The sequence below is a fragment of the Nocardia sp. NPDC002869 genome, assembly GCF_046764065.1.
GTDB lineage: Bacteria > Actinomycetota > Actinomycetes > Mycobacteriales > Mycobacteriaceae > Nocardia > Nocardia rhamnosiphila.
Genome location: NZ_JBKOOL010000158.1, coordinates 1 through 13,731 on the forward strand (window position 1 = coordinate 1; position 13,731 = coordinate 13,731).

Genomic DNA, 13,731 nt, shown 5'->3' on the forward strand with positions numbered 1-13,731 from the left:
GCCGAAGGCTCGAGTCTCGAGGCCGAAACGGCGAGACACCAGGGGGCCTCAACCCCGCGCGCCGGAGGCGCGCCAAAAAACACAGCACCTTCACGAGCAAGCCCACCTGTCACCTTCGCGAGGGGTTCGCGCCGGACCTTGTCGGCCCTCGTATCCGGCCATCGCGAGTGGGCGCACCCACCGCGATTCGGGGGGCCTGATCCTCGCCCGCCTGTATCCGGCTGGCGCGAGTAACCCACTCCGCGTCTTCACTGGTAAGCCCTGAAGGCGACCGTGCGCGGCGCGGTGGCGGCCGAATTCGTGAACTCGGCACTCGCCCCACCCCCGCGAACCCCCTCGCGTCCGGGTCCCCCGCCGGCTGTCATCCACCTTTCGCTGGTGAGCCCACCTTTCCCCGCCACCAGTGGCCGCTACGTCTGTTCACCCGTCGCATCGCACGCATTGCGCCGGCCACCCCTCCCGGCCCCGCGAGGCCAAGCCCCCGGTCAGGGGCGCCGAACCCGCCTGTACCGGCACCCCTAGACTTCACAGCATGAGCGGTATCGAGCGTCCGCGGCGCCTGCGGCGTACGCCGGCGTTGCGGCGGCTGGTGGCCGAGACCAGTCTGGAGCCGCGGCATCTGGTGTTGCCGATGTTCGTGGCGGATGGGCTGTCCGAGGCCCGGGAGATCGGTTCGATGCCCGGGGTGTTCCAGCATTCGCTGGATTCCCTGCGCAAAGCTGCCACCGAGGCCGTTTCGGCCGGTGTGGGCGGGCTGATGTTGTTCGGGGTGCCGAAGCCGGAGGACAAGGATCCGCTGGGGAGCGGCGCGACCGATCCGGAGGGCATCTTGAACCGGGGGTTGCGGGCGCTGGCCGCCGAGGTGGGGGATGCCACCGTGGTGATGGCCGATACCTGCCTCGACGAGTTCACCGACCACGGCCATTGCGGGGTGCTGGACGGTTCGGGTGCGGTCGACAACGACGCCACGGTGCGGCGGTATGTGGAGATGGCGCTGGCGCAGGCCGAGGCGGGCGCCGATCTGCTCGGTACGAGCGGGATGATGGACGGTCAGGTCGGCGCGATCCGCGAGGGGCTGGACGAGGCGGGCCGGACCGATACCGCGATCCTCGCCTACGCGGCCAAGTACGCGTCGGCGTTCTACGGCCCCTTCCGGGAGGCGGTGGCGTCGTCGTTGCAGGGCGACCGCCGGACCTATCAGCAGGATGCGGCCAACCGCCGGGAGTCGATCCGGGAGCTGGAGCTGGACCTGGAGCAGGGCGCCGATATCGTCATGGTGAAACCGGCCATGTCGTATCTGGATATCCTGCGCGAGGTGGCCGACCGTTCCCCGGTGACCGTTGCGGCGTATCAGATTTCCGGGGAGTACTCGATGATCACGGCGGCGGCCGAGCGCGGCTGGATCGATCGCCGCGGCGCCGTGCTGGAATCGCTGACCGGTATCCGTCGCGCGGGCGCGGATATCGTGCTCACCTATTGGGCGACGGAGGCGGCGCTCTGGCTGTCATGACTCCGCCGGTGGATATTGTCACCGCGCGGCAACTGTGGTGGGGCGTAATCGGTTTGGGTGTGGGCCGGTTGTTCGTATCCTTGGCCGACACCCTGACCAACCGCGAGCGGTTCAGCGCGGATTTCCGGGAGCGGATGCAAGCGGCGGATCCGCAGATCACACCGGCGATGGTCGACCTGCTGGTCACGGTGGGGGCGGTGCTGGGCGTGATTCTCGGGCTGGCGGTCGCCGCGCTGGCGGTGCTGGTCGTGCACCAGCTCGGCAAAGGGAAGCTGTGGGCGCGGACCTTGCTGACCTTCGGCGGGGTCTGGCTGGTGATCTCCGGGGTGATCGCGCTGTTCTCCATCGGCGTGGTGGAGGGGGCCGGGCCGGTGCTGTCCGGGGCGGCGTCCATCGTGCAGGCGGTATTGGCCGGTGGGGCGATCTTCCTCTGCCAGCGCCCGGAAGCGGCGAAATGGTTTCTGCCGCGTGGACCCGGGGGTCCCGGAAATCGTTGAGGGCCGGAACCCGGCTCGCTGACCTGGGCGTTGTTACCGACAGTCGGTCGGTGGCCCATCCGGACAACGAACGTGGAGTTTGTTCCCGGTATTCCGCCATGTATGGTGAGGGCTGTCACAGAGGACATGCCAACCGGCGGCCTCGGGTACCCGGTCAGTAGGACGGGAGACCTGACCGTCCGGGGATCGGAGGCAATGATGCGAGTGGTGATCCAACAGCCACAGAGTATTCGGCGGGACATGCTCGTACTGACTCTTCTGGTGCTGTTCGGGGTCCTCACCGTCGCGGTTCTGCTGATCCCCGGCGTTATCGGCTGATCCGGGTGGCCCTCGTTTCCGGCCGGTTCGCCTATGCCTGATCGAGTGGATACCGCCCCGGAGACCGGGGAGATTCTCTTCGCCGAGCCCGGAGCCCGGTGGCGGACGGTCGCCTACGGCCCCTTGGTCTGCGCGCTGCTGCTGGCCGTGGAGATCGCGGCGGGTGTCACATCGCACTGGTTCGCCCTCCTTTTCTGCGCCGTACTGATCAGTGGGTTCGCGGTATTGCAGGTGTATGCCGCCCGCACCCATGTCAGCGTCGAACTCACCGGCGGCTTCCTGCGTAACGGTGCCGAGACGACACCGGTCCGGTCCATCGCCGCGGTGCTGCCGGTGGATGCCGACGAACCCTGGGAGAGCGGGCGGGCGCTCGGCGAACTGACCGGTATACCGCGGCGGCGTACCGCGATCGGATTGCGCCGCACCGACGGTGAACTGGTACGCACCTGGGCCAAGGATCATCGCGCGCTGCGGTCGGCGCTGACCCGGGTGGTGGGCGTGCACCCCGTCGCGGAGGATCGCGCACCGGATCCCGGTCGCGACGATTGATTATCGGGTCGCGGGCGGGCACGATCGGGTGATCGCGTCCGAGCCGCCGACCCGAGGAGACCTGTGAACCGTTCGCTCGTCCTACCGGCTGCCGATATCGCGCTGGCGGTTCTCGCGCTGGCGCTCGCCGCGCTCTGCTGGAACCTGGGCGTCCAGAACACCGATTTCCCGGCGACCGGCGATGTGCCCGCCTACACCGCGACCCGGTATGCGGGGCCGTGGTTGTTCCTGGCGATGCTGCTGGTGGCGGGCGCGGGTACCGCTGTCATCGATGCGGTCGCCCGGCTGGTCCGGGTGCCGCGGCGGGCCTGAACCGGCCGGTCAGCGCCACTGCTGATAGATATCGAACACCCGGCCGTGTTGTGCGCCGGGGACGTGGAAGAACACCAGCACCGAACCGCCGTTGTCGGCCGACTCCAGGATCACCTGGCGCAGCGACGCGTGGACGCCGCCGTTCTCGTCGCGGTAGAGACGGGTGTCACTGTCGAGTCCGGCGCCGATCTGGGAGGGTGGGATCATGTGGTCGACCAGGGCCGGGATCGGGCCCGCGGCCAGCGCCGCGGTTTCGGGCTGGTTCAACCGGAATCCGGCGCGCGCGTTGTCGGGGTCGACGACCGGTTCGGCGGCCGCCGCCGAACCCGCGCCGAGGCCGGTGACCAGGGCTCCGAGGGCGACCGAGACCAGAGAAAGAGCCGCAGTACTCCTGGCAATCTGCAAAACGACCTCCCCGGCCGATGATCCGCTGTGTGTTCCGATGCAGACAGAGACTACGCACTCGGGTCCTGACCCGGCTGTATTTGGCTTGGCCGGTGTCGCCGTCGCGGCGTATGTCACGTTCGCGCACCCTGTCGTCGACGCCGCCGGGAGAGGCTGCCAAACTGGAGGCCGTGAGTTCTCTGCGCGTGGCCGGTACGGCGGTGCCGGCCTCCAGTCAGCTTTTCCAGCGAGCCGAAGCGGTTGTCCCCGGTGGTGTCAATTCCCCGGTGCGCGCCTTCGGCTCGGTGGGCGGCACGCCGAGGTTCATCACATCCGCCCGGGGCTGCCGGCTGACCGACGCCGACGGTAACGATTACGTCGATCTGGTGTGCTCCTGGGGGCCGATGATCCTCGGGCACGCCCATCCGGCGGTGGTCGAGGCGGTCCGCGAGGTCGCCGGGTCGGGGTTGTCCTTCGGGGCGCCGACACCGGGCGAGGTGGAACTGGCCGAACTCATCGTCGAGCGGGTCGCTCCGGTGCAGAAGGTGCGGCTGGTGAATTCCGGGACCGAGGCGACCATGAGCGCGGTCCGGCTGGCGCGCGGGTACACCGGGCGCACCAAGATCATCAAATTCGCCGGGTGTTATCACGGACACGTCGACGCGCTGCTGGCCGAAGCGGGTTCCGGGGTCGCGACATTCGCGCTGCCGACCTCGTCCGGCGTCACCGGGGCGCAGGCCGCCGACACCATCGTGGTGCCCTACAACGATCTGGACGCCGTGCGCGCCGCTTTCGAGGCCAACCCGGGCGAGATCGCCGCGGTGATCACCGAGGCCGCCGCCGGGAACATGGGCGCGGTGGCGCCGCTGCCCGATTTCAATGCCGGGCTGCGCCGGATCACCTCCGATCACGGGGCGTTGCTCATCATGGACGAGGTGATGACCGGTTTCCGGGTGAGCGCGGCCGGCTGGTACGGCCTCGATCCGGTGGCCGCCGACCTCTACACCTTCGGCAAGGTGATGAGCGGCGGGCTGCCCGCGGCCGCGTTCGGCGGCCGCGCCGAGGTGATGGACCGGCTGGCCCCGCTGGGCCCGGTCTACCAAGCGGGCACCCTGTCCGGGAATCCGGTGGCCGTGGCGGCCGGGCTCGCGACCCTGCGCGCCGCCGACGACGCGGTGTACGCCGCGCTGGACCGCAACAGCGAACGGCTCGGGATTCTGCTCACCGACGCCCTCACCGGCGCGGGGGTCCCGCACCGGGTGCAGTTCGCGGGCAATATGGTCAGCGTGTTCTTCGCCGATGAACCGGTCCTCGACTACGCCGCCGCCAAGGCGAGCGCGACCTGGCGCTACCCGGGCTTCTTCCACGCGCTGCTCGACGGCGGGGTGTACGCGCCGCCCAGCGCGTTCGAGGCCTGGTTCGTTTCGGCCGCGCTCGACGACGCCGCGTTCGACCGAATCGCCGCAGCCCTGCCCGCCGCCGCCGAAGCGGCCGCGAGCGCCACACCCGAAGGAAATCGCGCGTGAGCAAGCCCGACCCCGAGCGCGTATCCGCCGCCCCGGCAGACCGGGACGACCCGATATCCACCGCCGTCCCCGCAGCGGAGACCGGCACCGATCTCGGCACACCGGGGGAGGTGGCCGCGGCCGCGCCGTCGACCGGCGCCTCCGATGCCGAATCGGTCGAAACCATCGTGCATGTGCTGCGGCACGGCGAAGTGCACAATCCGCGCGGGATCCTGTACGGCAGGCTGCCCGGTTTCGGTCTGTCGGTGACCGGCCGGGCGCAGGCCGGTGCGGTCGCGCGGGCATTGGCCGATCACGATATCGCCCTGGTCATCGCGTCGCCGCTGCAGCGCGCGCAGGAGACCGCCGAACCCATCGCGGGCCGGCACGGGTTGATCGTGCGCACCGACGAGAACCTCATCGAGGCCGGTAACACCTTCGAGGGGTTGCGGGTGTCGGTCGGGGACGGCGCACTGCGCAAACCCCGGCACTGGTGGAAACTCCGCGACCCGTTCACTCCGTCCTGGGGTGAGCCCTACCTGCAGATCGCGCACCGCATGCTGGCCGCGGTGAACAAGGCCCGGGTGGAGTCGGCCGGTCGTGAGGCGGTGCTGGTCTCCCATCAGCTGCCGGTGTGGACGCTGCGCCGGTTCCTGCAGGGCCAGCGCCTCTGGCACGATCCGCGCAGCCGGCAGTGTGGTCTGGCCTCGCTCACCTCGCTGGTGTACCGGGGCGACACGCTCGTCGATATCGTCTACTCCGAGCCGGCGGGTGGTTCGGATCCGACGGTGCACGGCGCATGAGAAAGGGTGCCGCGGCATTCGGGTTCCGGCTGCTGCCGGCGCTCGCCGCACTGCTGTGCCTGACCGTGTCGGCCTGTTCGACCGGTACCGACGCGGTGGCCACGGGCGGCACCTTCGAATTCGTCTCGCCGGGCGGGCAGACCGATATCCGCTACGATCCGCCGTCCGCGCGTGGCACGATCGGCAAGCTCTCGGGTCCCGAGCTGATGTCCGATACCGGGGAGAACGTCTCGGTGGAGGATTTCCCGGGTCAGGTCGTCGTCATCAATCTGTGGGGGCAGTGGTGCGGGCCCTGCCGCGGTGAAGCCCCCGCGCTCGAACAGGTCTACGAACAGACCAAAGATCTCGGAGTCGCTTTCCTCGGGATCAATGTTCGTGATTTCCAGCAGGACAAAGCACAAGATTTCGTCATCGATAACCACGTCGGTTATCCGTCGATCTACGACCCGTCGATGCGCACGCTGCTGGCGCTCGGTGGAAATTTCCCGACCAGTGTCATACCCACAACTCTGGTGCTGGATCGGGACCACCGGGTGGCGGCGGTTTTCCTGCGCGCCCTACTCGCAGAAGATCTTTTACCGGTGGTGCAGAGCATCGCCGCGGAGGGAGCATCATGAGAAGTCTTCGATCCCGAGGCGTACGCCGCTACGGGGCGACCCGGCCACCGCGCGGGGTCCGGGCCGAGGTACTGGTGAAGTCCTCGCTCGGCTCGTGGGAGCTACAGCCCGCGGCCCAGCAGCCCGGCAGCGACCGGCGGGTGTCGAGTTCGCGCCCGGCCGGTGGCCGGGGATCGACCGCGCCGGGTGGCCGCGGTGACGAGCGGCGCGCGAACAACTCCGAGAGCGAAGCGGAGCGTAGTTCGCGTTGACGGTGTTGGCAGGAGTGGGGGAATCGTTTCAGCAGACAGCGGCCACCGGGCCGTTGTTGCTCGCCCTCGGCGCCTGCCTGCTGGCCGGTCTGGTGTCGTTCGCTTCACCGTGCGTAGTGCCGCTGGTGCCGGGGTATTTGTCCTACCTGGCCGGCCTGGTCGGTGCGCAGGCGCCGCCGGCGACCGTGGACCAGGCCCGGCGCGACCGGAGCGCGGCGCCCGCCGGTGGCACCGCCACGGCGGTGCTCACCGAAACCCCTGCCGCCGCGGAGACCGCGTCCGCCCCCTATTCCGGGCGAATGCGGGTCGCGGGTGCGGCGGGACTGTTCGTCGCCGGTTTCACGGTGGTGTTCGTGCTGGCCACCGCCACCGTGTTCGGTCTGATCCAGACCCTCAATGTCAACCGGGAACTACTGCAGCGCCTGGGCGGTGTGGTCACCATCGTGATGGGTCTGGCGTTCCTGGGTCTCATCCCGGTGTTGCAGCGCGATACCCGGATGGAACCCCGGCGGCTCGCCGGGATCGCCGGGGCCCCGCTGCTCGGCGCCGTGTTCGCGCTCGGCTGGACCCCGTGCCTGGGTCCGACGCTGTCGGGCGTGATGGCGGTGGCCGCCGGTACCGAGGGCACCACCGCGGTGCGCGGCGTGGCCCTCATCGTCGCCTACTGCCTGGGCCTCGGCCTGCCGTTCGTGATCCTGGCCTTCGGGTCGGCGAGCGCGCTGCGCGGTGTGGGGTGGCTGCGGCATAATTCCCGCCGGATCCAGATCGTCGGCGGAATCCTGCTGGTCGCGGTCGGGGCGGCGTTGGTCACCGGAGCCTGGGACCAGTTCGTCGGCTGGGTCCGCGACGGCTTCGTCGCCGAGGTGACGCTGCCGATATGACCGTGACAGAACGCCCCGAGGCGCCCCCGGTCCCACCGCCACGGCAGTCCCCGCTGGGCCGCGCCCACGCGCTGGTGCGCAACGCCTGGCGCGGGCTCACCAATATGCGGACCGCGCTGGTGCTGCTGTTCCTGCTGGCCCTGGCCGCGATTCCGGGCGCCCTGCTGCCGCAGCGCAGCCTGAACGAACAGAAGGTCGCGACCTATATCGCCGACCGGCCGGTGCTCGGTGCGTGGATGGACCGGTTCGAGCTGTTCGACGTGTTCTCCAGCTTCTGGTTCACCGCGGTCTATGTGCTGCTGTTCATCTCCCTCGTGGGCTGCATCCTGCCGCGCACGGTGGACCACTACCGTGCGCTGCGGACCCCGCCGGTGCGGGTGCCGCGCAATCTGGCCCGGTTGCCGCACCACCATCGTGTGGTGCTCGACGGCAGCGCGGACGAGATCGCCGAGCGGGCCCGGACGCGGCTGCGCGGCTGGCGTATCGAGACCCGGCCGGGGGAGCGCGACGGCGAGGTCACGCTGTCGGCGGAGAAGGGCTACACCCGCGAACTGGGCAATCTCGTATTCCACCTGGCCCTGGTGGGACTGCTGGTGGCCATCGCGGTCGGGAAGTTGTTCGGTTACGAGGGCAATGTGATCGTCGTCGCGAACGACGGGCCCGGTTTCTGCACCACCTCGCCGGCGGTTTTCGACTCGTTCCGGGCCGGGAACGTGAACGACGGCACCGGGATGAACCCGATGTGCATCAGGGTGAAGAACTTCCGAGCCGATTACCTGGACAACGGTCAGGCCGAAATGTTCACCTCCGATATCTCGTATCAGGAGGGCGCGGATCTGGCCGCCGGCACCTGGCGGGATACCACCATCCGGGTGAACCATCCGCTGCGGGTCGGCGGGGACCGGGTCTATCTGCAGGGGCACGGTTACGCGCCGACCTTCACGGTGACCTTCCCGAACGGTGAGAAACGCACCGAGACCATCCAGTGGCAGCCCACCGATATGCAGACCTTCCTCTCCAGCGGGGTGCTGCGGATCGATCCGCCGGGCGGGATGTTCGCCACCGAGGCCGAGCGGCGCCGGAACCAGATCGCGATCGAGGGGCTGTTCGCGCCGACCGCCGGTTTCCACGGTTCGCTGCTCACCTCCGTGTATCCGGAGATGACCGATCCGGCGGTGGCGGTCGATATCTATCGCGGCGACACCGGGCTGGACACCGGCCGCCCGCAGTCGATCTTCGCGCTCGATCAGGAGATGGTCGCGCAGGGCCGGCTCACCAAGGAGGCCCGGGTGAATCTGCGGCCGGGTGAGACCACAAAGCTGCCGGGCGGCACCGAGGTGCGTTTCGACGGGGCCGAGGAGTTCGTGAATCTCCAGGTCTCCCATGATCCCGCGCAGCAGTGGGTGCTGGTCAGCGCGCTGGTGATGATGGGCGGGCTGCTGGTCTCGCTGCTGGTTTCGCGGAGGCGGGTCTGGTTGCGGGTGACCCCGGAGGGTACCGTGGAGCAACGACGCGTCGTAGTAGAGATGGGCGGACTGGCCCGTACCGATCAGGCCGGCTGGGGCGGAGAGTTCGATCGCCTGCGGCACCGGCTGCTGGACGCGTCCGGCGACTGATCGCCGCCCCTGAGCACCCGCGTGGGCGACCACGCACGGGCAGCAGCGCTGTCCATCGAGCACCGCGGTACGAACACGGGAGATGTAACGATGCCGATCGACGATACGCTCGCCGGCTACAGCGACCTCGCCTACAAGACGTCGATCGTCGTGTACGCGCTGGTACTGCTGCTATTGATCGTGCAGTACGCCTCGGCGCGGGTCCGGCAGGTGAGCGAGCGGGAGATGGTTCCCGCCGGCGGGGTCGCCGCGGGCAGCGCTACTCCCGGCCGGATCGCCGAGACGCCGACTCTGCCGCTGTCGGAGCGATTCGGCAATATGGCCTTCTCGGTGCTGTTCGTGGCGGTGGCCCTGCACGTGGGCTCGATCGTGCTGCGCGGTTTCTCCACCGGACGATTCCCCCTCGGCAATATGTACGAGTTCGTCTCCATGGCGACCGCGGCCGCGGCGGTGGTCGGCCTGGTGCTCATGCGGGACGCCCGGTTCCGGGCGATGTGGGTGTTCCTGCTCGTGCCGATGCTGATCCTGATGTTCCTCGCGGGCACGGTGCTGTATACCGACGCGGCCCCGGTCGTCCCCGCGCTGCGCTCGTTCTGGCTGCCGCTGCACGTCACGATCGTGAGCCTGGGCAGCGGGGTGTTCCTGGTGTCGGGCGTGGCGAGTCTGCTGTTCCTGTACCGGCTGCGTGAGCCCGAGGGCGCCGAATCCTCGAATATCCTGGGCACGATCGCACGGCGCCTGCCCGATGCCCGCACGCTCGACCGGCTGGCCTACCGCACCACCATCATCGGGTTCCCGCTCTTCGGTGCCGGGGTCATTCTCGGCGCGATCTGGGCCGAGGCGGCCTGGGGACGGTTCTGGGGCTGGGATCCGAAGGAGACCTGCTCGTTCATCGCCTGGGTGCTCTACGCGGCGTATCTGCACGCGCGGGCCACCTCGGGCTGGCGGGACACGAAAGCCGCATGGATCAATGTGGCGGGTTTCGTGGCGATGCTGTTCAACCTCTTCATCATCAACCTGGTCGTTTCCGGGCTGCACAGTTACTCCGGCCTGACCTGACCGGACGGCTATTTCCCCGGCCGTAATGATCGTTACTCGGCCGCAATGCTCGGTTGCTATTGTTCGGGCGGGTTATTTGCTGAACTGTACAGGGCCCGGCCCGCGATTTATCGGGTGTGCCCGGTCATTTCCCCTCCATAGCGCGGCGATCGATGAGGAGAGCGGCAGTGGATTCGGAGAATTTCAGTTCGGATAACAGCGGCGATGCCGATTGTTGCGCATCCGTGGCCGCGAACAACGCGCTCATCTGCGGTCTGGAGCCGGACTCCCTGGTCAGATTGGTGCGCACCGCGGTCGGATTGCCGGCCGAGGCGCTCGACCGCTTGGCCGTGGTCGCGGATAAATTGAGGGCGGTCGAAGGGCTGCCTCAACTGGACAGCACCAGCGATTGAACCGGCCCTCCGGGCCGCGGGAAAATACCCGCGGCCGGGCGTTGTCGGGGCGCGGGGGTCAGTGTTCTGCGGGCCCCGGATCGCCGTCCCGATGTTTCTGCTGACGCGAGATACGCCAGAGGAATTCGGGATCGTCGTCCGGGCCGAGAACACGCTTTCGGGTCGGTCCCGGAGCGGGCGTGCCATGCCCGGGGCCGAATGCCTTCCAGCACAGCACCATGATCGCAACGATCGCGATGAGTGCCAACAGGTACATCACGTGGCTCACCTCCTCCCTCGAGGTTAACTCCACGAGCCGCTGCCGGGTAAGTGCGGCCGCGGGGCCTCCGTGCCTACGCCTCCGTACCTACGCCTTGCCGGCGCCGCGTGCGGACGGGCCTCGCCCCCCACTGTGCACATCGGGCGGTCCGCTCGACCGGGTCCAGCTCAGCCGCGCGAAGGGAGCGGCCGAGCTGTCCGCGTAGTGGTGCCGTCCGGGTGGACGCGGTCTCAGCCGCGTACGGTCGCCTCGGTGGTGAGCGATTCGAGCAACCGCATCACCTCCGATTCACGGAACCGGCGATGGCCACCCGGGGTGCGCAGCGAGCCGAGCCGTCCGGCATGCGCCCAGCGGGTGACGGTCTTGGGGTCTACGTGGAACAGGGTGGCAACCTGGCCCGGGGTCAACAGGTTCTCCTGCGCCCCCATGGCGATCGCGGTCATGGCAAACCTTTCTGTTTCGTCACGTTTTCTCATCGGGTTCCGACATAGTGGCACCGCGACCCCCGGGTGTTCGAACCACCTACTGTTGGTAAAGCGGAGGTAATGGACAAAACGGATACGCGGTACGAGGGGGTTCGGTGCGTCGCTTACGCTGGTCAGGTGAGTGACGCGAACCTATCCGAGGAACCGAACACGCCCCGGCCCGGTACGTCGCCGGGCCGCCGGCTGGCACGCAATCTGGCGCTCTACACCCTGGCCCGGCTGGTGCTGGTCGCCATACTCACCGCCGTAATCGTGGCCGTGACCGCGCTGGTCGGGGTGCAGATTCCGCTGGTCGTGGCGATCCTCTTCGCGATCGTCATCGCGCTGCCGCTCTCGCTCACCCTGTTCAAAGGGCTGCGCGCGAAAGTGAACTCCGACATCGCGGCGGTGGACGAACGCCGCCGCCGGGACAAAGCGCAGCTCCGGGCCCGGCTGCGCGGGGAGCCCGAGGCCGCGGAACCGGAGAAGCCCGCCGCGCGGGGGCCCGGTACCACGGCCGAGAGCGCGCCGGAAACAGATCCGGAGCGAGGGGAAAAGGGCAGCTCCGGCGGCCCGGCGTGAAGTCCTGCGCGCGCGGCAACCCGCGCGGCTGGGCCGATGAGGCGGTCCGGCTCATCGATGCCGACGCCCAGCGCAGCGCCGATACCCATCTGCTGCGGTATCCGCTGCCGGCCGGCTGGAATGTGCAGCTCTACCTGAAGGATGAATCCACCCATATCACCGGCAGCCTGAAACACCGGCTGGCCCGGTCCCTGTTCCTCTACGCCCTGTGCAACGGCTGGATCACCGAGGGGACCACGATCGTCGAGGCATCCTCCGGGTCGACCGCGGTGAGCGAGGCGTATTTCGCCCAACTGCTCGGCCTCGACTTCGTGGCGGTGGTTCCGGCCAACACCTCACCGCAGAAGATCGCGCTCATCGAAGCCCAGGGCGGGCGGTGCCACTATGTCCGGCGCCCACCCGATATGTACACCGAGGCGGCCCGGCTGGCCGCCGAATGCGGCGGCCACTACCTGGACCAGTTCACCAATGCCGAACGCGCGACGGACTGGCGCGGGAACAACAATATCGCCGAGTCCATCTTCGACCAGCTGACCCTGGAATCCCACCCGGTGCCGGAGTGGATCGTGGTCGGCGCCGGCACCGGGGGCACCAGCGCGACCATCGGCCGGTATCTGCGCTACCGCCGGTATCCGACCCGGCTGGCCGTGGTGGATCCGGACAACTCCGCGTTCTACGGCGCCTACGAGACCGGGCTGCGCGACTATACGACCGGTATGCCGTCGCGGATCGAGGGGATCGGGCGGCCCCGGATGGAACCGTCGTTCGTGCCGGAGGTGGTGGACCGGATGATCCATGTCCCCGACGCCGCCTCCATCGCCGCGGCCCGGTTCGCGAGCCGGGGACTCGGCCGGAAGGTGGGCGGTTCCACCGGAACCAACTTCTGGGGCGCCTGCGCGCTGATCGCACAGATGCTGGCGACCGGGCGCAGCGGCAGCGTGGTCACTCTGCTGTGCGACGGCGGTGAACGCTACGCGGGCACCTATTACAGCGACGAATGGGTCGCGGGCCAGGGCTGGGACCTGGCCGAGCCCACGGCGGTCCTGGACGAGTTCCTGGCCACCGGCCGGTGGCGGGGCTGACCACACGACCCGGTGGTGACGACGCGCTGACGGGGCGGCACGGCGCATAGGATGACGTCGGTATGGTTCTCGACCCGGGCCGCTCGCACGGCCGTCCTCCGGTGATCCCGGCCGCCGCGGACGAAACACTCGTGGTGACGCTGCTGGGTCGTATCGCGATGCGCCGCGACGCCGAACTGGTGGCACTGCCGGGAGCCCGGGCCCGATTGCTGCTGGTCGCGCTGGCGCTGCGGCCGGGGCGCAGCCGTAGCGCCGCCGTACTCATCGAAGAGGTCTGGGGCGACGCGCCGCCGCGTTCGCCGATGAACGCGCTGCACACCCAGATCTCGCGGCTGCGGGCCGGGTTGCCCGAGGGCGTGCTGGAGGCGGGTCCGGCCGGATACCGGCTCGCGCTCGGGCCGGAACAGGTGGATCTGACGGCCGTGCGGCAGTTGGTGCGCCGGGCCGGTGCCGCGTTGGCCGCGGGTGATCCGGCCGGGGCGCTGGCCATCGTGGAACAGGCACGCGGCCTGTGGTCCGGGGAGCCGGGTGCCGAGCTGCCGCCGAGCGAACCGGCCACCGAACTCGCCGCTCTGGCCGCGGAATACGCCGGGGAACTCGACGATATCGAGCGGTCGGCCCGGGAGGCCTGCGGCGATCTCGACGGCGCC

Annotated in this window: 18 protein-coding genes; 15 read left to right on the forward strand and 3 right to left on the reverse strand. The window is 69.2% G+C overall.

The window, feature by feature from the left end:
• The first annotated feature begins 532 nt into the window (after positions 1-532).
• The 4 genes from hemB (at position 533) to ACLML9_RS23340 (ending at position 3,186) form a co-directional block, all read left to right on the forward strand.
• Positions 533-1,510 (forward strand): porphobilinogen synthase, encoded by a 978-nt coding sequence (gene hemB / locus ACLML9_RS23325; protein ID WP_411947528.1) that lies wholly within the window; start codon positions 533-535, stop codon positions 1,508-1,510.
• Positions 1,511-1,518: 8 nt separating this feature from the next.
• The gene (locus ACLML9_RS23330) at positions 1,519-2,007 is read left to right on the forward strand and encodes a hypothetical protein (protein WP_411947529.1); all 489 of its coding nucleotides are present in this window, start codon (positions 1,519-1,521) and stop codon (positions 2,005-2,007) included.
• Between the two features lie 351 nt (positions 2,008-2,358).
• A complete protein-coding gene (locus ACLML9_RS23335; protein WP_411947530.1) occupies positions 2,359-2,874 on the forward strand; it encodes a hypothetical protein in 516 nt (171 codons plus the stop codon).
• 63 nt (positions 2,875-2,937) lie between these two features.
• The gene (locus ACLML9_RS23340; protein WP_030525596.1) at positions 2,938-3,186 is read left to right on the forward strand and encodes a hypothetical protein; all 249 of its coding nucleotides are present in this window, start codon (positions 2,938-2,940) and stop codon (positions 3,184-3,186) included.
• A gap of 9 nt (positions 3,187-3,195) precedes the next feature.
• Here the strand turns inward: ACLML9_RS23340 and ACLML9_RS23345 are convergent, their stop codons facing one another.
• Positions 3,196-3,591, reverse strand: coding sequence for a hypothetical protein (locus tag ACLML9_RS23345; RefSeq protein WP_411947531.1), 396 nt, complete (start codon positions 3,589-3,591; stop codon positions 3,196-3,198).
• Positions 3,592-3,761: 170 nt separating this feature from the next.
• On the opposite strand from ACLML9_RS23345, the gene hemL reads away from it, so the two are divergent.
• From hemL to ACLML9_RS23385, 8 genes are all read left to right on the forward strand, one after another.
• Positions 3,762-5,096: a glutamate-1-semialdehyde 2,1-aminomutase gene (gene hemL, locus ACLML9_RS23350; protein WP_411947532.1), complete on the forward strand. Its 1,335-nt coding sequence runs from the start codon at positions 3,762-3,764 to the stop codon at positions 5,094-5,096.
• 110 nt (positions 5,097-5,206) lie between these two features.
• Positions 5,207-5,878 (forward strand): histidine phosphatase family protein, encoded by a 672-nt coding sequence (locus ACLML9_RS23355; protein ID WP_411947541.1) that lies wholly within the window; start codon positions 5,207-5,209, stop codon positions 5,876-5,878.
• A complete protein-coding gene (locus tag ACLML9_RS23360) occupies positions 5,875-6,495 on the forward strand; it encodes a TlpA disulfide reductase family protein (protein ID WP_411947533.1) in 621 nt (206 codons plus the stop codon). Before ACLML9_RS23355 ends, ACLML9_RS23360 begins: the two co-directional genes overlap by 4 nt.
• The gene (locus ACLML9_RS23365; RefSeq protein ID WP_411947534.1) at positions 6,492-6,746 is read left to right on the forward strand and encodes a hypothetical protein; all 255 of its coding nucleotides are present in this window, start codon (positions 6,492-6,494) and stop codon (positions 6,744-6,746) included. The genes ACLML9_RS23360 and ACLML9_RS23365 overlap by 4 nt, the downstream gene beginning before the upstream one ends.
• Positions 6,743-7,627, forward strand: coding sequence for a cytochrome c biogenesis CcdA family protein (locus tag ACLML9_RS23370; RefSeq protein WP_411947535.1), 885 nt, complete (start codon positions 6,743-6,745; stop codon positions 7,625-7,627). The genes ACLML9_RS23365 and ACLML9_RS23370 overlap by 4 nt, the downstream gene beginning before the upstream one ends.
• Complete coding sequence (locus tag ACLML9_RS23375; RefSeq protein WP_411947536.1) at positions 7,624-9,243, forward strand: cytochrome c biogenesis protein ResB; 1,620 nt, start codon at positions 7,624-7,626, stop codon at positions 9,241-9,243. Before ACLML9_RS23370 ends, ACLML9_RS23375 begins: the two co-directional genes overlap by 4 nt.
• A 90-nt stretch (positions 9,244-9,333) precedes the next feature.
• Complete coding sequence (gene ccsB, locus ACLML9_RS23380; RefSeq protein ID WP_411947537.1) at positions 9,334-10,302, forward strand: c-type cytochrome biogenesis protein CcsB; 969 nt, start codon at positions 9,334-9,336, stop codon at positions 10,300-10,302.
• 167 nt (positions 10,303-10,469) lie between these two features.
• Positions 10,470-10,694 (forward strand): hypothetical protein, encoded by a 225-nt coding sequence (locus tag ACLML9_RS23385; protein ID WP_030525604.1) that lies wholly within the window; start codon positions 10,470-10,472, stop codon positions 10,692-10,694.
• Between the two features lie 58 nt (positions 10,695-10,752).
• On the opposite strand, the gene ACLML9_RS23390 is transcribed toward ACLML9_RS23385, so the two are convergent.
• Together ACLML9_RS23390 and ACLML9_RS23395 are read right to left on the reverse strand one after the other, a co-directional pair.
• Positions 10,753-10,953: a hypothetical protein gene (locus ACLML9_RS23390; protein WP_411947538.1), complete on the reverse strand. Its 201-nt coding sequence runs from the start codon at positions 10,951-10,953 to the stop codon at positions 10,753-10,755.
• Positions 10,954-11,183: 230 nt separating this feature from the next.
• On the reverse strand, positions 11,184-11,396 hold the full coding sequence (locus tag ACLML9_RS23395; protein ID WP_030525606.1) for a BldC family transcriptional regulator: 213 nt from the start codon (positions 11,394-11,396) through the stop codon (positions 11,184-11,186).
• A 159-nt stretch (positions 11,397-11,555) separates the two neighbouring features.
• Here ACLML9_RS23395 and ACLML9_RS23400 point away from each other — a divergent pair, with 159 nt between their 5' ends.
• From ACLML9_RS23400 to ACLML9_RS23410, 3 genes are all read left to right on the forward strand, one after another.
• Positions 11,556-11,999, forward strand: coding sequence for a DUF4229 domain-containing protein (locus ACLML9_RS23400; protein ID WP_411947539.1), 444 nt, complete (start codon positions 11,556-11,558; stop codon positions 11,997-11,999).
• The gene (locus ACLML9_RS23405) at positions 11,996-13,081 is read left to right on the forward strand and encodes a PLP-dependent cysteine synthase family protein (RefSeq protein ID WP_357755095.1); all 1,086 of its coding nucleotides are present in this window, start codon (positions 11,996-11,998) and stop codon (positions 13,079-13,081) included. The genes ACLML9_RS23400 and ACLML9_RS23405 overlap by 4 nt, the downstream gene beginning before the upstream one ends.
• A 62-nt stretch (positions 13,082-13,143) precedes the next feature.
• Positions 13,144-13,731, forward strand: a 588-nt coding sequence (locus ACLML9_RS23410; protein ID WP_411947540.1) for an AfsR/SARP family transcriptional regulator, incomplete at its 3' end; no start/stop codon positions are given.